Annotated in this window: 13 protein-coding genes; 2 read left to right on the top strand and 11 right to left on the bottom strand. The window is 71.0% G+C overall.

The annotated features are described in order from the left end of the window. Nucleotides 1–19: 19 nt before the first annotated feature. Nucleotides 20–931 (top strand): alpha/beta fold hydrolase, encoded by a 912-nt coding sequence (locus ACSFBC_RS15990; protein WP_435511329.1) that lies wholly within the window; start codon nt 20–22, stop codon nt 929–931. A gap of 194 nt (nt 932–1,125) precedes the next feature. Here the strand turns inward: ACSFBC_RS15990 and ACSFBC_RS15985 are convergent, their stop codons facing one another. Both ACSFBC_RS15985 and ACSFBC_RS15980 read right to left on the bottom strand, forming a co-directional pair. Further along, a complete protein-coding gene (locus ACSFBC_RS15985) occupies nt 1,126–2,010 on the bottom strand; it encodes a lysophospholipid acyltransferase family protein (RefSeq protein ID WP_435511328.1) in 885 nt (294 codons plus the stop codon). Nucleotides 2,011–2,134: 124 nt separating this feature from the next. Further along, on the bottom strand, nt 2,135–3,013 hold the full coding sequence (locus tag ACSFBC_RS15980; RefSeq protein WP_435511327.1) for a lysophospholipid acyltransferase family protein: 879 nt from the start codon (nt 3,011–3,013) through the stop codon (nt 2,135–2,137). Nucleotides 3,014–3,220: 207 nt separating this feature from the next. Between ACSFBC_RS15980 and metK the strand changes: the two genes are divergently transcribed. Beyond that, nucleotides 3,221–4,405: a methionine adenosyltransferase gene (gene metK / locus ACSFBC_RS15975; protein WP_435511326.1), complete on the top strand. Its 1,185-nt coding sequence runs from the start codon at nt 3,221–3,223 to the stop codon at nt 4,403–4,405. A 58-nt stretch (nt 4,406–4,463) separates the two neighbouring features. On the opposite strand, the gene ACSFBC_RS15970 is transcribed toward metK, so the two are convergent. From ACSFBC_RS15970 to ACSFBC_RS15930, 9 genes are all read right to left on the bottom strand, one after another. Continuing rightward, nucleotides 4,464–5,519, bottom strand: coding sequence for a DUF1513 domain-containing protein (locus ACSFBC_RS15970; protein WP_435511739.1), 1,056 nt, complete (start codon nt 5,517–5,519; stop codon nt 4,464–4,466). 7 nt (nt 5,520–5,526) lie between these two features. Then, nucleotides 5,527–6,552 carry an imelysin family protein gene (locus tag ACSFBC_RS15965; RefSeq protein ID WP_435511325.1) on the bottom strand — a complete coding sequence of 342 codons (1,026 nt, stop codon included), beginning with the start codon at nt 6,550–6,552 and terminating at the stop codon, nt 5,527–5,529. Further along, entirely contained in the window at nt 6,552–7,958 is a 1,407-nt protein-coding gene (locus tag ACSFBC_RS15960) for a di-heme oxidoreductase family protein (protein ID WP_435511738.1), read from the bottom strand. Before ACSFBC_RS15960 ends, ACSFBC_RS15965 begins: the two co-directional genes overlap by 1 nt. Before the next feature lie 38 nt (nt 7,959–7,996). Beyond that, a complete protein-coding gene (locus ACSFBC_RS15955; RefSeq protein ID WP_435511324.1) occupies nt 7,997–9,208 on the bottom strand; it encodes an imelysin family protein in 1,212 nt (403 codons plus the stop codon). 115 nt (nt 9,209–9,323) lie between these two features. Further along, nucleotides 9,324–11,453, bottom strand: coding sequence for a TonB-dependent receptor family protein (locus ACSFBC_RS15950; protein WP_435511323.1), 2,130 nt, complete (start codon nt 11,451–11,453; stop codon nt 9,324–9,326). After that, nucleotides 11,450–14,104: an excinuclease ABC subunit UvrA gene (locus ACSFBC_RS15945; RefSeq protein ID WP_435511322.1), complete on the bottom strand. Its 2,655-nt coding sequence runs from the start codon at nt 14,102–14,104 to the stop codon at nt 11,450–11,452. The genes ACSFBC_RS15950 and ACSFBC_RS15945 overlap by 4 nt, the downstream gene beginning before the upstream one ends. Continuing rightward, nucleotides 14,101–16,395: a xanthine dehydrogenase family protein molybdopterin-binding subunit gene (locus ACSFBC_RS15940; protein WP_435511321.1), complete on the bottom strand. Its 2,295-nt coding sequence runs from the start codon at nt 16,393–16,395 to the stop codon at nt 14,101–14,103. Before ACSFBC_RS15940 ends, ACSFBC_RS15945 begins: the two co-directional genes overlap by 4 nt. Then, nucleotides 16,392–17,426 (bottom strand): FAD binding domain-containing protein, encoded by a 1,035-nt coding sequence (locus tag ACSFBC_RS15935; RefSeq protein WP_435511320.1) that lies wholly within the window; start codon nt 17,424–17,426, stop codon nt 16,392–16,394. The genes ACSFBC_RS15940 and ACSFBC_RS15935 overlap by 4 nt, the downstream gene beginning before the upstream one ends. After that, nucleotides 17,423–17,968: a (2Fe-2S)-binding protein gene (locus tag ACSFBC_RS15930; protein WP_435511319.1), complete on the bottom strand. Its 546-nt coding sequence runs from the start codon at nt 17,966–17,968 to the stop codon at nt 17,423–17,425. Before ACSFBC_RS15930 ends, ACSFBC_RS15935 begins: the two co-directional genes overlap by 4 nt. Nucleotides 17,969–18,093 lie beyond the last annotated feature (125 nt).

Genomic DNA, 18,093 nt, shown 5'->3' with positions numbered 1-18,093 from the left:
ACCGACCGGAGACCGCCAGATGATCGAGACCTTCCAGCGCACCCTGCCCAACGGCATCACGCTCAGTTGCCGCGCCAGCGGCACACCCGGCCGGCCGTTGATGGTGTTCCTGCACGGCTTCCCCGAAGGCGCGTTCATCTGGGATGCGCTGCTTGAACATTTCTCGCAACCCGAACACGGCGGCTACCGCTGCGTCGCGCCCAACCTGCGCGGCTTCGAGCAGTCGAGCGCGCCGCCGGCCGTGGAGGACTACCGCCCGCACCTGCTGGTGCAGGACGTGCGCCAGCTGGCCGCCACCGAAAGCACCGACGGCGTGATCGACACGCTGGTCGCGCACGACTGGGGCGGCGCCTTCGGCTGGGGCTTCGCCAACGCCTTTCCAGCGCAGGCCCGTCGATTGGTCATCCTCAACTCGCCGCACCCGGGCACCTTCGCGCGCGAGCTGTGCGACAACCCGGTGCAGCAGCAGGCCAGTGCGTACATGAACTTCCTGGCGCGGGCCGACGCGCCCGCGCTGCTGGCCGAAGACGACTACCGCCGCATGTGGCCCTTCTTCACGCTCATGGGCGCGGGCAGCGACGGCTTCGGCTGGCTCACCGACAGCGTGAAAGACCAATACCGCGCGCTCTGGAACGCCGGTCTGCGCGGCGCCTGCAACCTCTACGCGGTGACGCCGCTCAAGCCAGCCATGCCGGGCCAGGACGCGCCGCCGATCCCGCAGCTGCCGCGCGAGCGCCTGACCATCGAAGCGCCCACGCTGGTGCTCTGGGCGCTCGACGACAGCGCGCTGCTGCCCGGCCTGCTCGACGGATTGGACGACTACGTGCCGAAGCTCAAGCTGGTGAAGGTGCCGGGCGCGACGCACTGGATCGTGCACGAACAGCCGCAGCGCGTGGCCGCCGAGATCGAGGCGTTTCAGCGCGGCGCCTGACTCCTTCGCGGGACACCGCGGAACCGGCTTCGCCGGGCCGCTGGTGTCGCCCCCGGAAGGGGGAGGGCGAAGCCACACGAAGTGGGCAAGCCCCGGGGGAGAGCCAAGTGCGCCGGCTTCGCCGGGCCGCTGGTGTCGCCCCCGGAAGGGGGAAGGCGAAGCGACACGCAGTGCGTGAAGCCCTCGGGGGAGAGTCAATACACCGGTGGCGCGCCCTCGGGCCGTGTCTTGAAGCGCCGATGCACCCAGTAGTACTGCGAAGGCATCGCGTCGATGTAGCCCTGCAGCCGCGTGTTCATCAGCGCGGTGTCGGCCACCGCATCGTCGCTGGGGAAGTTCTGCCAGGCCGGCAGCACCTCGATGTCGTAGCCCGTGGACGTGAGCCGCGACACCACCGGCACCACCTTGGCCTTGCCCAGCCGCGCGAAACGCGAGAGCGAGGGCAAGGTAGCCGCGGGCACGCCGTAGAAAGGCACGAACACCGACTGCTCGCGGCCGAAGTCCATGTCCGGCAGCAGGTACAGCAGGCCGTTCTTGCGCAGGCCCGCGACGATCGGCTTGATGCCCTCGGTGCGGTTGAGCGTGATCACGTTGCCGAAGCGCTGACGTCCTTCGCGGATCCAGGCGTCGACCAGCGGATCGCGCTGGGTCGTGTAGATGGTGGTCGAAGGCCGCGCCGTGTGCATGGTGAGTGCGGTCGCGGCCGCGTCGAGACCGTAGAAGTGCGGCGCGAACAGGATCATCGGCGCGCTGCCGTGCGCGATCTCGTCGATCTCGGCGGTCGAGCCGATCACGCGCAGCCGGCTGGCCACCACGGCCTCGGGGGCGTGCCAGAGCCAGCTGCGGTCGAGCCAGGACTGGGCCACGAAGACGAAGGTCTCGCGGGCGATGGCCTCGCGTTCGGCCTTGGACTTCTCCGGCAGGCACAGCGCGAGATTGGTCTGCACCACATGGCGGCGCGACACCGCGACGACATACAGCACACGGCCCAGCACCTTGCCGAAGCCGCGCACCAGCGGCAGCGGCACGCGGGCCAGCGTGCGCATGAAGCCGATGCCGAGTCGGGACGAGAAGCTCATTCGAAAACCTTCGTGCTGCGCACTGCGGTGCGAGCTTGCTTGGGGCGGCCCGGCGCTGCGCATTCGGAAACCTCCGTGCTGCGCACTGCGGTGCGAGCTTGCTTGGGGCGGCCCGGCGCTGCGCTCATGTTGCAGCCTTCTGCGCCGGCTCGCCCTTGGGCTGTTTGAAGCGCGCGTAGTCCCAGACGTACTGGCCCGGCAGTTGGCGGATCAGGCGTTCGATGCCCTGGTTCATCGCGGCGGCGGCGGCCTCGGGCGTGGCCGTCGGATCGCTCATCGGGGTGTCGTCGAAGGGCTCGAAGCGGATCACGAAGCGTCCGCCGCGGGGCAGCCGCTCGCACACGCAGAGGAACACGTGCGCGCCGGTCTGCTGCGCGAGGCGCGGTAGCAAGGTCATGGTGTAGGCCGGCCGGCCCAGGAACGGCGCCCACACGCCTTGCCCCAGCGGTGGCACCTGGTCGGGCAGGATGCCGGTGTAGCCGCCGTTGCGCAGCGTGCGCATGAGTCCACGCACGCCGGCCACGCTGGTGGGCAGGGTCTGCAGGCCGGCGCGGTCGCGCGAGCCCTTCATGAGCCCGGCCATCCAGGCCTTGCGCGGCGGCCGGAACAAGGCGGTCAGCGGGCCGTGCACGGCCACGAAGCGCTCGGCGATCGCCTGGCCGCAGAGCTCCCAGCTGCCGATGTGCGGCGTGACCAGGATCAGGCCCTTGCGTTCGGCCAGCGCGGCCTCGAAGACCTCGGCGCCGTCCCAGCGCGCGATGCGCGGCAGCACACTGGCGCCTTGCGGCCGGGCCCACAGCCAGGGCAGTTCGGCGGCCATCGCACCGGCCGCGCCGACGGCGGGGCGGTACTGTGCGGGTGTGAAACCGGCCGCTTCGGCGTTTTCCCGGAAGCGGCGCCGGTAGTCGGGCGCGGCCCACCACACCAGCCAGCCGAAGCACGCGCCGAGCCGATGCATCCAGGGCAGGGGCACATGGGCGAGCAGGCGAAACAGAGGAATCATCGAGGCGGTAAGGGTGAGAAGTGAGGCTCACGCAAGCAAAACGCGGCTCGCATAGAATCCAAATTGTCGCTGAGTTATGGAACTACTTGCAGGGCGACATGCACAAGCGCCACGCGATTGTGCCCGTGCCGATCCGGCATTCTGCTAAAGCGTTCGCCGAAGCTCCCCCAGCTGGCAACGCGCCAACTGACCGACGGAGTTTTATCAATGGCGAACGATTTCCTCTTCACTTCCGAATCCGTTTCCGAAGGCCACCCCGACAAGGTTGCCGACCAGATTTCGGATGCCATCCTCGACGCGATCTTCGAACAGGACCCGCGCAGCCGCGTGGCCGCCGAGACGCTGACCAACACCGGCCTGGTGGTGCTCGCCGGCGAGATCACGACCAACGCGCACGTCGACTACATCCAGGTCGCGCGCGACACCATCAAGCGCATCGGCTACGACAACACCGAGTACGGCATCGACTACAAGGGCTGTGCGGTGATGGTCTGCTACGACAAGCAGTCCAACGACATCGCCCAGGGCGTGGACCACGCGAGCGACGACCACCTGAACACCGGCGCCGGCGACCAGGGCCTGATGTTCGGCTACGCCTGCGACGAGACGCCCGAGCTGATGCCCGCGCCGATCTACTACGCGCACCGCCTGGTCGAGCGCCAGGCCCAGCTGCGCAAGGACGGCCGCCTGCCGTTCCTGCGCCCGGACGCCAAGAGCCAGGTCACGATGCGCTATGTCGACGGCAAGCCGCACAGCATCGACACCGTGGTGCTCTCCACCCAGCACCACCCCGACCAGAGCGAAACCTCGACCAAGATGAAGGCCTCGTTCAACGAAGCCATCATCGAAGAGATCATCAAGCCCGTGCTGCCCAAGGAGTGGCTGCAGAACACGCGCTACCTGATCAACCCGACCGGCCGTTTCGTCATCGGCGGCCCGCAGGGCGACTGCGGCCTCACGGGCCGCAAGATCATCGTCGACACCTACGGCGGCGCCTGCCCGCACGGCGGCGGTGCGTTCTCGGGCAAGGACCCGTCGAAGGTCGACCGCTCGGCCGCCTACGCCGCACGCTACGTGGCCAAGAACATCGTGGCCGCGGGCATCGCGCGCCAGTGCCAGATCCAGGTGGCCTACGCGATCGGCGTGGCCGAGCCGATGAACATCACGGTCTACACCGAAGGCACGGGCCTGATCCCCGACGCGCAGATCGCCGCCCTGGTGCGCGAACACTTCGACCTCCGCCCCAAGGGCATCATCCAGATGCTCGACCTGCTGCGCCCGATCTACCAGAAGACCGCCGCCTACGGCCACTTCGGCCGTGAAGAACCCGAGTTCACCTGGGAATCGACGAACCAGGCCGCGGCACTGCGCGCGGCGGCCGGCCTGAAGTAAGGCCCTACGCGCTGTCCGTCGGCGTGGCCGGCGGACAGCGCACTGCGACCCGCAGTCTTCAGGCCATCGCGGCCCAGTGGTTGTCCAGTCGCAACGCAGCCACCACGGCCGCCTCCCCCACGGCCCCGGCCATCGGCACCGCCCGTTCGCGCCCCCCGGCCCAGATCCCACCCTGCACGGGCGCGAGGGCACAGGCTTCGGTCAGCGACGTGAAGCCATCCCAGCGCCCATCGGCACGCCAGATCGCCACGCCGTTCGCGCGCGGACAACTCACCGCGAAGCGCTCACCGCCGAACGCGATGGCCCCGCCATAACCCGCGAGTGCATGCCCGGCCTCGACGGCACGCAGTGAACGGCCGTCGAACAGCGCCAGCAGCGGCGCAGCGGCCTTGTCCTCCACGCGGTCGTGCTCGGCCTGCAGCGCGATGCCCAACTGTCCGTGCGCGCCCCAGGCCATGTGGCGCAGGCTGAGCCGCGGATCGGCCAGGCGCCACTGGCCGCGGAGCGTTCCGTCGGCGCCGTCGAGCCGCACCAGCGACGCGTCCATGCGCTCCAGGTCCACCTTCACGCGGCCGGTCTCGGGCAGCGTGGGAATGCCGCCGTTGGCGACCACCAGGCTGCCGTCGGTGTCGGTCAGCAGTTCGTGCGGGTCCATGCCGTGGGTCGGCCATTCGTCGATCTTCTCCAGCGACGCGGCATCGCGCACGCCGATCAGGCCTTCGGCGGTCTCGAGATCGGTCTCGGTGGTGTACAGCGTCCGCCCGTCGGCGCTCGCGATCACATGGCCGTTGAAGGCGCGGCCCGCTTCGATCCAGCACCAGGCCAGGGCCTGGCCGTCGGGCCGCCAGCGCACCAGCCAATCGCCCGGCCGGCGTGCCGCGGCGAGCAGCGTGCCGTCGCGCTCCACCCACAGGCCGTGTGCACGCGTGGGCACCTCGAGCGCCGACTGCACGGCCAGGCCCTGCGGTGTCTGCGCGAGCACGCCGACGCGGTAGCCGGCCTCGGCCTCCCAGGCGGCCACGAAGCGTGACGCCGATGTCGCCTCGGCCCTTGCCAGCGGCACCATCGCGGACGCCGCCATCCAGGCGAGCCAGCGCCGGCGGTCCATCGGCATGCGCGCGTCAGTCACCGTCGCCGTCCGAGAAGCCGACCACCACCTTGAGCGCCGGCGCCACATCGGCCTCGATCAGTTTCTTCACCCCAGCCAGCGCGCGCGTGGCCGCGGGCAGTGCAGGCAAGTCGGCCGGCGTGGCGCGCTGCATCGCTGCATCGGCTTCGGCCACCGCCTGCGTCAGGCGCTCGGCCAGGGCTTGCTTGCCGCTGGCCGCGAGCGTTTGCGCCACCGGCGCCGCGAGCGAACGCAGCGCCTCCCATTGCGCAGCCCAGCTCTGCGCCGCATGGCCACTGACCGCGCGCGCGAACACCGGCGCCTTGCCGGTGTTCGAGGTCTCGACGGTCTTGAGCGGCTTGTCGATCTGCGCCCAGCGCAGCCGCTCGAAGCCGCCCAGCCACTGGTTGAACAGCTCCTGCCAGGCGAGATAGGTGCGCGCCGGATCGGCCGCCCAGTCGGTCGCGGCCAGTTCGGCGAAGCCGGCCGACAGCGTCGCCCCTTCGCGCGCCAGCTCGATCGCCACCTGCTGCGTGTAGCGGCAGGCCGGTGATTGCGGCGCGGGCTTCTTCGTCCACAGCAGCCATTCGAGCGCGGGGATGCCCTTGGCCGGCGTGCCCACGCGCTCCATCGCTTCCGCGCCGACGGGCGCGCTGCCGATGGCGCGCTCGATCAGCGGCGGACGGGTCGGATTGAAGTCGAGCGCGGTCAGCGCGCGGCGCTTGACCAGCGGCCCGACCGCCACGCCGGCCAGCCGATCCCACGCGCTGGTGGTGGCCCGCCATTGCGTGCGCGCGGCCTCCAGCGCCGCGGCGGCATCGGTGTCAGACCCCTCGCAGAGCGTGTCGACGGCCTTGTTCAATGCGGCGCTCTCGGTCGCGAAGGCGGTGGCGCGCGGCACGAAGCCGTCGCGGTAGGCCGAAGCCAGGAACTGCGGCGCCCCCGCGGGCGCGACCGCCGCGGGCTGCGCCTGCGCGGCACCGGCCAGCAGCAGCATCAGCGCAGCCGGCAGCAAGGAAAAACGGTTGGTCTGCGACATCACAGCGACTCCACGAACTTGACCAGCGCGGCGCGCTCGGCCGCATTGAATTGCAGCACCGCGTCGCGGCTGTCGCGCGCTTCGCCGTCGTGCCAGAGGATGGCTTCCATCACGCCGCGTGCACGGCCGTCGTGCAGCAACCGCTGGTGGCCGTTGACGTCGGGAATCAGGCCGATGCCCCACAGCGGCGGCGTGCGCCACTGGCGGCCGTCGGCGAGGAAATCGGGCCGGCCGTCGGCCAGTCCCTCGCCCATGTCGTGCAGCAGCAGGTCGGTGTACGGGTGGATGGTCTGGTTGAACAGCGCCTTGCTGGTGACCTGCGGCGTGAGCGGCGGGAACAGCGCGCCGGCCGTGGTGTAGGTCGGGCGGTGGCAGGTGGCGCACTGCGCCTGCGCGAACAGCGCCTGGCCCACGCGCACCTGCGCGTCGTTCACGTTGCGCCGCGCGGGTGGTGCCAGCGTGGCCTGGTAGAAGACCACGTCGGCCAGCGTCTTGTCGTCGATCTCGTGGCCGCGACCGTCGGCCCCGCTGGGCGCGGCGGCGCAGTCGGTCTGGCGCGGCGTGCAGGTCGGCTCGGGGAACATGCGCGAGGTGATGCCGATGTCGCCCGCGAAGGCGGCCGCCGTCTGGTGCGCCAGCGTGGCGACGTTGGCCTTCCAGCCGAAACGGCCGACCAGCATCTGCTGCGAGGGCGCGTCGAACACGCGGTTGGCCATGCCACGGATCGGCCCGTCGGCCGCCGCCTGGTCCTGCACGTTGCGCAGGATCTCGGCCTCGGGAATGGCCTCCAGCAGGCCCACGCCGATCACCTGCGGCGCGATGCGCGGGCTGAACATCGCGTTCTTCGCCATCGGGCCGTAGTGGAGCTTCGAGAACGAATAGACCGGCCGCTGCAATGTGTAGCGCGTGCCGTCGGCGAAGCGGCCCGCCACGTTCTCGTAGCGCATCGCGATCTGCCCTTCGGACTTCACGCCGCGGACCGCGAAATTCTGGAACTGGTCGCCATACACCGGCTCGGGCAGCGGCCCGCCCACGCGGTCTGCGCCGGGCACCGACAGGCGCATCAGCAGCGCCACCGGTGGCTCCGACAGGCCCTTCCTGAAGTCGGGCGGCGCACCGCGCCCGTCCTGCATGTGGCAGGCCGCGCAGGAGCGCGCGATGAAGTGCGGGCCGAGCCCGTCGCGCGCCTTGGTCGAGGCCGGCGCCTGCACCCAGTTGCGCTTGAAGAAGGAATTGCCGATCACGAAGCGCGTGCGCTCGGGATCGTCGAGGTTGGCGGCGGGGAAGGAGAAGGCGTTGCGGCCGGTGGCGAACACGGTCGTGTCGCCGCCCGTCTTCTCTTCCGCTTCGCCGGGGCGGGCGACGACTTCGGGCCCGGCCAGGGCCGCGAAGCCCAGCGCACCCATCCCGGCCCAGGTTCTCACACGGCGGCGCATCGCGCCGCCTACTCGGGGTTGACCAGCGTGAGCCGGGTGATGCCGATCGCGCCCGCGGCCTCGACCAGGTCCTTGCTCTGCTGCGTCAGGCTGTCGATGGCCTTCTGCACGCGCAGCCGGCCCGGGGCGTCCTTGCCGCCGACGATCTCGCGATCGAAGGGCGCCTGGATGCCCTCGGTGGCGGCCACCGAGGCCGCGATCTGCGCGCCGGTGCGCGCGGCCAGCTGCGGGTTGCGCGCCGCGACCAGCGCCTGCAGCGACGGGCCCTCCACCACGCGGCCGTCGGCGCGCACATAGCGGCCCAGCCAGACGTTCTGGATCCCCATCGCATTGGTCACCGCATCGCGGTGCGTGTTGTCGGAGAAGCAGGAGTGCTCGTCCTCCTGGTCCTGGCTGGCGAGCGCGACCTCGAGCCGCTCGCCCGCGAGTTCGCCGCGCGACAGCGAGCCCAGGCCGACCAGCATCTTGCGCAGCGACTCGTTGCCGCCGCGCGCGAAGCTCGCGCCGTAGTTCTTCTGCTGCGGCGCCCAGGCCCTGACCAGCGTGCGCAGGTCGTCGATCAGCAGCGAGGTCACGACCGTCAGGTACTGGCGGCGGCGGTCGGCGTTGGGCCGCTTGCCGTCGACGAAGTCCTCGAAGGAGCGCTCGCCCGGGCCGGTCTCGCTCAGGTCCTGGCCCCAGAGCAGGAACTCGATCGCGTGCCAGCCGGTCGCCACGTTCTCCTCGCCGTCGCGCTCGTTGAGGCTGGCCAGCGACTTCTTGGTGATCGCGACCTTGCGGTCGTTGACGATGCCGGCGGTCGGCGCGTCGACCCCGTAGTCGACATAGGACTCGTCCATCGGCCAGGCGTTGATGCGCCCTTCGGGGCCGTTGTCATCGTCGATCGGGCCGCCGTAGAAACGGAAGGCCTCGGTCTGGCCATAGGCCTCGCGCGCCTGCAGCCAGGCCTTGCGCGCGGCCGCGAGGCCGGCTTCGGACGGGGCCGCGGTGAAGGTCGCGATGGCCTTCTGCAGGGCCAGCGCGCCGCCCAGCGCGTCCTCGTAGTTGGCATGCACCAGCACCGTGTAGTGGGCCGCCACCGACTGCGGCGTCACCGGCACGGCCGCGATGCCGCGCACGGCAGCGGCGGGTTGCTGCGCCCACGCGGGCATGGCGAAGGCCAGGGCGGCGGGAACAGCGATGGCGGCGGCGAAGGCGGAGGCCAGACCCGTGGTTTTCATGCGGCAGGAGCTCGTTCGAAGTGGACAGGGCCGGCCATTCTAGATAAGAATAACTCTCAATTCGCCCGAACTCCACAGAAGGCCCCGGGGTATCCCCCGCGCACCTGCCCACCCCTCAGAAGCGGTACGCCGCCGCCGCGCCCACGGTCCAGTTGCGGCCCGGCGCGGGCTCGTAGTAGCGCGCATTGCCCTCGTTGACGATCACCGAACCGACCGTGCGCCGGTCGGCCACGTTGTCGACGCGCGCGAAGGCGTCGAGCTCCCAGCGGCCCCAGCGCTTCAGGTACCCGGTCTGCAGCGCGAGCAATGCATAGCCCGCGGCACTGGCGGTGTTGGCGTCGTTGGCCTGGATCCGGCTCAGCGCGCGCAGCTCGGCGCCGGCGCGCCAGCCCTCGCTCGGCGCATAGCCAAAGGAGGCGAAAAAGGACTGCTTCGCGATGCCCGGAATGCGGTGGCCCGCGGCCACCGCGTTGCCCGGCGCGCAGGGCGCGGGTGAGCAGAAGCCGTCGCTGTAGCGCGCATCGAGCCAGGTGAAGGCCAGCTGCGTGCGCCAGTGCGAGGGCGTCTCGTGCAGCCAGCCCAGCTCGAGCCCCTCGCGCCGCGTGCGGCCCGCGTTCTGGAAGGTGGCGCGGCCTCCGATATTGGTGCCGGTCACGATCTCGTCGTCGGTGCGGGTCTGGAACACCGCGCCGGTCAACAGACCGTCGGCCACGCGCGCCTTGGCGCCGAGCTCGATGCTGCGGTTGACCGCCGGTTGCAGCGCGAAGTTGAGCCCGCCGACATTGCCCGGCCGGTACGACAGCTCGTTGAGCGTCGGCGTCTCGAAGCCGCGCCCGGCCGAGACGTAGAGGTTCAGGTCTCGCGTGGCGGCGTAGCGCAACGCGGCTGCGGGCAGCGCCTGGCGGTAGCGCGCGGCGCCGCTGTCGTCGCCGTTGGCGCCGCGGACGTAGCGGTCCTCGGAATCGAAACGCACGCTGCTGTGGCGCAGCCCGGCCTCGAGCGTCCAGCGCTCTGCGAAGTCCCAGCGCGTCTGCAGGTACGGATCGACGTTGCCGACCTCGTTGCGCTCGTCGCGCCGCAGCCCGCCCCGCACGCCCAGTCGCTGCGCGGCGCCGCTGCCCTGGAAGTTCTCGTAGCCGCGCCGCTGCTCGCGCAGCGTGTCGTAGGCCAGGCCGGTCGAGAGTTCGAAGGGACGACCCGCGAGCGCGGTGCGCAGCGTCCAGCGCGCGTCGAAGCCCGCATAGCGGCGCTGCAGGTCGATCACGGCGCCCGCGCTCAGCGGGCTCGCCTGCGCCGAAGGCGGGATCGACTGGAATTGCGTGGTGCGGCGGTCGCCGCCGTAGACCATGAACCGCAGGTCCTGATCGGCATTGAGCCGCCGTTCGTAGAGCAGGCCGACCTGCGTCTGGTCCACGGTCTTGCGCGTGTCGTATTGGGTGGCCAGCGGCGCGGCGCGCGGGTTGGCGTCGAGCTGCGCGCGCGTCAGACCCAGCGGGTCCCGGGCGTCGATGCGCACGCTGTTGGCCACCAGCGTGAGCCGGCTGTCGTCGTCGAGCTGCACGCCGAGCTTGCCGTTCGCGATGTCGCGCGTGGCCGCGCTGTGTTCGCGATAGCCATCGGTGCGGAAGCGGCTCGCGCTCAGCAGATAGTCGATGCCGCCGCTGGCACCCGAGGCCTTGGCACCGACGCGTGTACTGCCGAAGCTGCTGCCGGCCACCGAGAAGCCCAGTCGCGGCGCGCCTTCACCTTCTTCGGTGAAGACCTGCACCACGCCGCCCGAGGAATTGCCATAGAGCGCCGAGAAGGGGCCGCGCAGCACCTCGACGCGGTCGGCTGAGCCGATGTCGATGTTCGAGCTCTGGCCCTGGCCGTCGGGCAGCGTCGCCGGGATGCCGTCGATGTAGAGCCGCACGCCGCGCAGCCCGAAGGTCGAGCGCGCGCCGAAGCCGCGGATGGAGATCTGCAGGTCCTGCGCGTAGTTCTGCCGGTTCTGCACCTGCAGGCCGGGCACGCCGCCCAGGCTCTCCGACAGGTTGACCTGCAGCTTGCTTTCACGCAATTGCCGGCGGTCGACCAGGTCGACCGAGGCCGGCATGTCGAAGGGCGTGGCCGCGCCGCGCGGCGTCGAGACCGTGACCGGATGCAGGCTGGGCACGCTGTCGGCAGCGGCTTCGGGAGGAAGGGTTTGCGCCTGCAGCGTGGCCGCGAAGAAGGCCGAAGCGGCCGCGACAGTGTTTCTTCTCATGACCGCGATTCTGACGACCCGGCGCCGAGCGCGCGCCGAAGGTAGGGCGCGGTCCTGCTTTGCATGTCACGCGCCACCTCACCCGGCGGCCCACAGGCCACGATGCGCCCGCCCTCCCCGCCCGCGCCCGGGCCCAGGTCGATCACCCAGTCGGCGCCCTCCACCACCCGCATCTCGTGCTCGACCACCACCACCGTGTTGCCCGCATCGGTCAGCCCTTCGAGCTGCGCCATCAGCTTGTCGACATCGGCCGGATGCAGGCCGGTGGTGGGTTCGTCGAGCACGTAGAGCGTGTCGCCGCGTTGTGCGCGCTGCAACTCGGTCGCGAGCTTGATGCGCTGCGCCTCGCCGCCCGAGAGTTCGGTCGCGGGCTGGCCCAGCCGCAGGTAGCCCAGGCCGATGCGGCGCAGCAGGTCGAGCGGACGCAGCACCGCGGCCTCGTCGGCGAAGAAGGCGCAGGCCTGGTCCACCGTCATGCCCAGCACCTCGGCGATGTGGCGGTCGTTCCAGCGCACCTGCAGCGTGGCCTCGTTGTAGCGCGCGCCGTGGCAGGTCGGGCACGGCGCATAGACGCTGGGCATGAACAGCAGCTCGACGCTGACGAAACCCTCGCCCTCGCAGGTGGCGCAGCGCCCCTTGGCCACGTTGAAGGAGAAGCGCCCGGCGTCGTAGCGGCGCTTGCGCGCGGCCGGCGTGGCGGCGAACAGCTTGCGCACCGCATCGAACAGGCCGGTGTAGGTCGCGAGGTTGGACCGCGGCGTGCGGCCGATCGGCTTCTGGTCGACCTGCACCAGCCGGCGGATGCGGTCCGCGTCACCGGCCAGGCGGCCCGCGCTCGCGCCGGCGGCGAGCGCGGGCATGTCGCCGGCCGCCGCATCCTCGTCGGCAGCCGGCAGCTCGTGGCCCAGATGCGCGGACAGCAATTCGATCAGCGCCTGGCTCACCAGGCTGGACTTGCCCGAGCCCGACACGCCGGTCACGGCCGTGAGCACGCCCAGCGGAAAGGCCGCGTCGACGCCCGCGAGGTTGTTGCGCACCACGCCCTCGAGCCGCAGCCAGCCGGTCGGCGTGCGGGCCGACCGGCGTGATGCCGCAGCGCCGTCGCCGAACAGGTAGCGCGCGGTGTGCGAGGCGGCCACGTGGCGCAGGCCCTCGGGCGGCCCGCTGTAGAGCACCTCGCCGCCCTGCTCGCCGGCATCGGGGCCGACGTCGACGATCCAGTCGGCGCGCCGCATCACTTCGAGGTCGTGCTCGACCACGAACAGCGAATTGCCCGCGTGCCGCAGTTCGCCCAGCGCCGACAGCAACGCTTCGGCATCGGCCGGATGCAGGCCCGCGGACGGTTCGTCGAGCACGTAGACCACGCCGAACAGGTTGGAGCGGATCTGCGTGGCCAGCCGCAGCCGCTGCAGCTCGCCGGGCGACAGCGTGGGCGTGCTGCGTTCCAGCGAGAGGTAGCCCAGACCGAGCCCGCGCAGCGTCTGGACGCGGTCCAGCACGGCCTGCGCGATGCGCCGTGCGGCGATGCGTTTCTCTTCCGACAGCTCCGGCGTGCGTCGCACATCGGGCGAGGCCGCATGCGTCGCGCCGCCGGCCGCGATGCGGCGCGCCGTGTCCTGGCGCGAGGCCGCGCGGCTGCGCACCTTGGCGTCGCCCTCGGCGCGCTGCGTCCCGGCCGCGGCCGGCGCCAGCACCTCGGCCAGGCGGTCGAGCGGCAGCCGCGACAGCGCGCCGATGTCGTGCCCGGCAAAGGTCACGCCCAGCGCCTCGCGCTTGAGCCGCTTGCCGTCGCAGGCCGGGCAGACGCTGCCGGTCATGAAGCGCGCCACGCGCTTCTTCATCAGCGCGCTCTGCGTGGTCGCGAAGGTGTGCAGCACGTACTTGCGTGCGCCCATGAAGGTGCCCTGGTAGCTGGGCTCGGTCTTGCGGCGCAGTGCGGCGCGGGTCTCGGCGGGCGTGAAGCCGGCATACACCGGCACCGTGGGCTGCTCGTCGGTGAACAGGATCCAGTCGCGGTCCTTGCGCGGCAGCTCGCGCCAGGGCGTGTCGACGTCGTAGCCCAGCGTGACCAGGATGTCGCGCTGGTTCTGCCCGCCCCAGGCCGGCGGCCAGGCCGCGATGGCGCGCTCACGAATGCTGAGGGTGTCGTCGGGCACCATGGTGCGTTCGGTCACCTCGTAGACATGGCCCAGGCCGTGGCAGGTCGGGCAGGCGCCTTGCGCGGTGTTGGGCGAGAAATCCTCGGCGAACAGCATCGGCTGATTCGCGGGGTAGTGGCCGGCGCGCGAGTACAGCATGCGCAAGAGGCTCGACAAGGTGGTCACGCTGCCCACCGACGAGCGCGTGCTCGGCGTGCCGCGCTGCTGCTGCAGCGCCACGGCCGGCGGCAGGCCGTCGATGGCATCGACATCGGGCACCCCGACCTGGTCGATCAGCCGGCGCGCATAGGGCGCCACCGATTCGAAGTAGCGCCGCTGCGCCTCGGCATAGAGCGTGCCGAAGGCCAGCGAGGACTTGCCCGAGCCCGACACGCCGCTGAACACCACCAGCGCATCGCGCGGGATGTCGACGTCGACGTTCTTGAGGTTGTGCTCGCGCGCGCCGCGCACCCGCACGAAGGCATCGGGCCGGCGATCCTCGGGCACGCTCACGGTGCCATCACCTTGTCGGGCGTCATCGGCGTGCTGCGCACGCGCCGGCCGGTGGCGTGGAAGATCGCGTTGCTCACCGCGGCCGCGACGCCGACGATGCCGATCTCGCCCACGCCCTTGGCGCCGAGCCGGCTCACGATGCGGTCGTCCTCCTGCACGAAGATCACGTCGATGTCGTGGATGTCGGCGTTCACCGCCACGTGGTACTCGCTCAGGTTGTGGTTCATGAAGCGGCCCAGCCGGTGGTCGGTCCGGGTCTCCTCGTGCAGCGCCTGGCTGATGCCCCACACCACCGCGCCGCTGACCTGGCTGCGCGCGGTCTTGGCGTTGATGATGCGGCCGGCCGCGACGGCACTCACCACGCGCGTCACGCGCACCGTGCCCAGGAGCTCGTCCACCCGCACCTCGCAGAACACGGCCGAGTGCGTGGCGCGCAGGTACTTCCTCTGCTTGAACACGTGCGGCAGCATCAGGTACTTCTCCTCGATGCGCGCCGCGCGCGCGTGGGCCAGCACGTCGACCAGCCGGATCGCGCCCGACGGATCGACCGCACGGCGCAGCGTGCCGTCGACGAACTCCATCTCCTCGAAGGCCACCTTGCGCAGCGCGGTACCGGGCATGGCGCGCGCCAGCCGAAACAGCCGGCGCTGCAGCTTCTCGCACACGCCTTCGACCGCCGAGCCGACGGTGGTGACGTGCGAGGAGCCGCCTTCGATCGGGGCCACCGGCAAGGTCGAATCGCCGAGCTGGAAGGTCACCTGCTCCAGCGGCAGGCCCATCGCGGCGGCCGCGATCTGCGCCATCACGGTGTAGGTGCCGGTGCCGATGTCGGTGGCGGCGCTGCTCACCACCAGCCGGCCGTCGGCATGCAGCACCGCGCTGGCGCGGGCGAACATCTGCATCGCGTCCCAGGTGCCGGTGGCCATGCCCCAGCCGACCCACTCGCTGCCCTGCTTCATCGAGCGGGGTGCCAGCGGGCGCGCGGCCCAACCGAAGCGCTCGGCGCCCTGCAGGTAGCAGGCACGCAGTTCCTTGGTCGAGTAAGGCAGGCCGTCCATCGGATTGCGCTCGGCGTAGTTCTTCAGGCGCAGCGCGAGCGGGTCCATGTCCAGCGCATAGGACAGCTCGTCCATCGCGACCTCGAGCGCATGCACGCCGTGCGCAGCGCCCGGCGCGCGCATGTCCATCGGGCTGTACTGGTCGAGGGACACCACCTCGTAACCGAGCCGGATGTTGTCGCAGCGGTAGAGCTGGCCCGACCAGTTCACCACCACCTCCACGTAGTCCTCGAAGCGCGAGGTCTCGGCCACCGCATGGTGCGTGATCGCGCGCAAGGTGCCGTCGCGCTCGGCCGCGAGCTGGATGTGCTGCCAGGTCTCGGGCCGGTGGCCGAAGCTGAACATCTGCTGCCGCGTGAGCACCACGCGCACCGAGCGCTCGAGCTGCAGCGCCGCCATCACCGCGAGCGGCAGCTGGTACTGCGGCCGCAGGCCCGAGCCGAAGGCGCCGCCGACGTAGGGATTGCGCACCGTGACCCGGTCCTTCGACAGGCCGAACACGCGCGACACGTACCAGCGGCTGTTCTGCGAACTCTGCGTCTTGTCGTAGATCGTGAGGTGGCCGTCGGCGCCGCGGATCACCGTCGAGGCGAACAGCTCCATCGGGTTGTGGTGCTCGACGCCGCTGTAATACTCGGCCTCGATCTTGACCGGCGCCGCATCGAAGGCCGCGCGCGCGTGGCCCTTCTCCGCGGGCGGCGGCGAGTAGCCCGCCTTCAGCCGGCTGGGCTTGCGGCCGCGGTGCAGGTTGGCGAGCAGGCGCGTGTCGTGCGGCTCGACCGCGTAATCGACCCTCACCAGTGAAGCCGCATGGCGCGCCGCCTCGAAGGTCTCGGCCACCACCAGCGCCACCGGCTGGCCGCTGTACGCGATCCGCGCATCGTGCAGCGGCTTGAAGGGCGTGCCGCCGGGGGCGGTCATGTCCTTGTAGAACAGGCCCGCGCTGCGTGTCCTCGGCTTGTTCGCGTGCGTGAGGATGTCCAGCACGCCAGGCACGGCCAAGGCCGCATCGAGCGCGAAGCCGGTGATGCGGCCGCGGGCGATGGTGCTGTTGACCACCACGCCATAAACCAAGGGAGAAGCCAGGTCGTCGGCCCGCACCTCGGCCGCATAGCGCGCCTGGCCCGTGACCTTGGCACGGCCGTCGATGCGGGAGACCGGGTCGCCGACCCGCACGAAGCCGGTGCCGGCATCGGCGCGGGGTGCGGCGAGCGCGTCGATGAGATCGGTCACTGGGGTGCTCCTTCGGGCATGCGGCCCGGGTTGTCGACGGTGCCGGCCGCGGCGGTCTCGAGCGCGCGCACGATGGCGCGACGGGCCAGCGGAATCTTGAAGTCGTTGTCGCCCTGCCCTTGCGCGGTGCGCAGCAGCGCATCGGCCAGCAGCGCGAAATGCTCTGCCGTCGGCAGCGCGCCGATCAGCAGCGACTCGGCCTCAGGCAAGCGCCAGGGCTTGTGCGCCACGCCTCCCAGGGCCACGCGCACCGCGCGCACCGTGCCGTCGTCGGCCAGGTCGAGCGCAGCCGCCACCGACACCAGCGCGAAGGCATAGGACGCGCGGTCGCGCAGCTTGAGGTAGGCCGAATGCGCGCGGAAGCACTCCGCGGGCGGCAGCACGATGTGGGTGATGAGTTCGCCGGGTGCGAGCGTGTGGTCCTGCGAAGGCCGGTCTCCGGGCAGGCGATGGAAATCCGCGAAGGCGATGCTGCGCTCGCCGTTCTGCGAACGCACCTGAACGGTCGCACCCAGCGCGGCCAGCGCCACGCACATGTCGGAGGGGTGCGTGGCGATGCAATGGTCGCTGGCGCCCAGGATCGCGTGTTGCCGCGTGAGCCCACCGATGGCCGGGCAACCCGAGCCCGGTTCGCGCTTGTTGCAGGGCACGCCCACGTCGTAGAAGTAGTGGCAGCGTGTGCGCTGCAGCAGGTTGCCGCCGTTGCTCGCCATGTTGCGGATCTGCGGCGACGCGCCGGCCAGGATCGCGGCGCTCAGCAGCGGGTAGCGTTCACGCACCAGCGGGTGCCAGGCGGTGTCGGCGTTGCGCGCCAACGCACCGAGGCGCAGGCCGCCGTCCTCGGTCGCCTCGATGCCGTCGAAGGGCAGGCCGTTGATGTCGACCAGGCGCGCGGGCCGCGCGATGTTCTCCTTCATCAGGTCGATCAGGTTGGTGCCGCCGGCGATCAGGCACGTGCCGTCGTCCGCCGCCGCGAGCGCCGCCAATGCTGCCTGGGCGTCGTCGGCCCGCGCATACGCGACCGGCGTCATGCGGGCACCGTCCCGATCACGATGCGGCGTTGCGCATCCGGCGGTGCCGCGAGGCCCATCACCTCGCCGATCGCCTGCACGATCTGCGGATAGGCACCGCAGCGGCAGACGTTCCCGCTCATGAGTTCGCGCACGGCGTCGGCATCGTGCGCCTGGCCCTCGTTCATCAGGCCCACGGCCGAGCACAGCTGGCCGGGCGTGCAGTAGCCGCACTGGAAGGCGTCGTGCGCGATGAAGGCCCGCTGCAGCGGATGCAGTGCCTCGCCGTCGGCCAGGCCCTCGACGGTGGTGATCTCGCGGCCCTGCTGCATCACGGCCAGCGTGAGGCAGGCGTTGATGCGCCGGCCGTCGACCAGCACGGTGCAGGCGCCGCACTGCCCGTGGTCGCAACCTTTCTTGGTGCCGGTGAGGTCGAGCCGATCGCGCAGCAGGTCGAGCAGCGTGACCCAGGCCGCCACCTCCAGCGTGTGCGGCTGGCCGTTGATGCGGAGCGAGAGCGGGTAGCACGGCACCGTGCGCGCAGTCGAGTCAGACGGGTCCATGGCGGCTCCTGAAGCAATCGTGAGGTCGATCAAGATGGGTCAGCGCTGCGCCCTCGCGTGTAAGACAAGGGCGGTATCGGAGCGTGCCATGCCCGGCAGCACGTCGGCACGGTCGTCGCCCAAAG

This window comes from Variovorax frigidus (assembly GCF_051216515.1).
Taxonomy (GTDB): Bacteria; Pseudomonadota; Gammaproteobacteria; order Burkholderiales; family Burkholderiaceae_C; genus Variovorax.
This window is presented reverse-complemented; position numbering and strand designations above follow the sequence as displayed.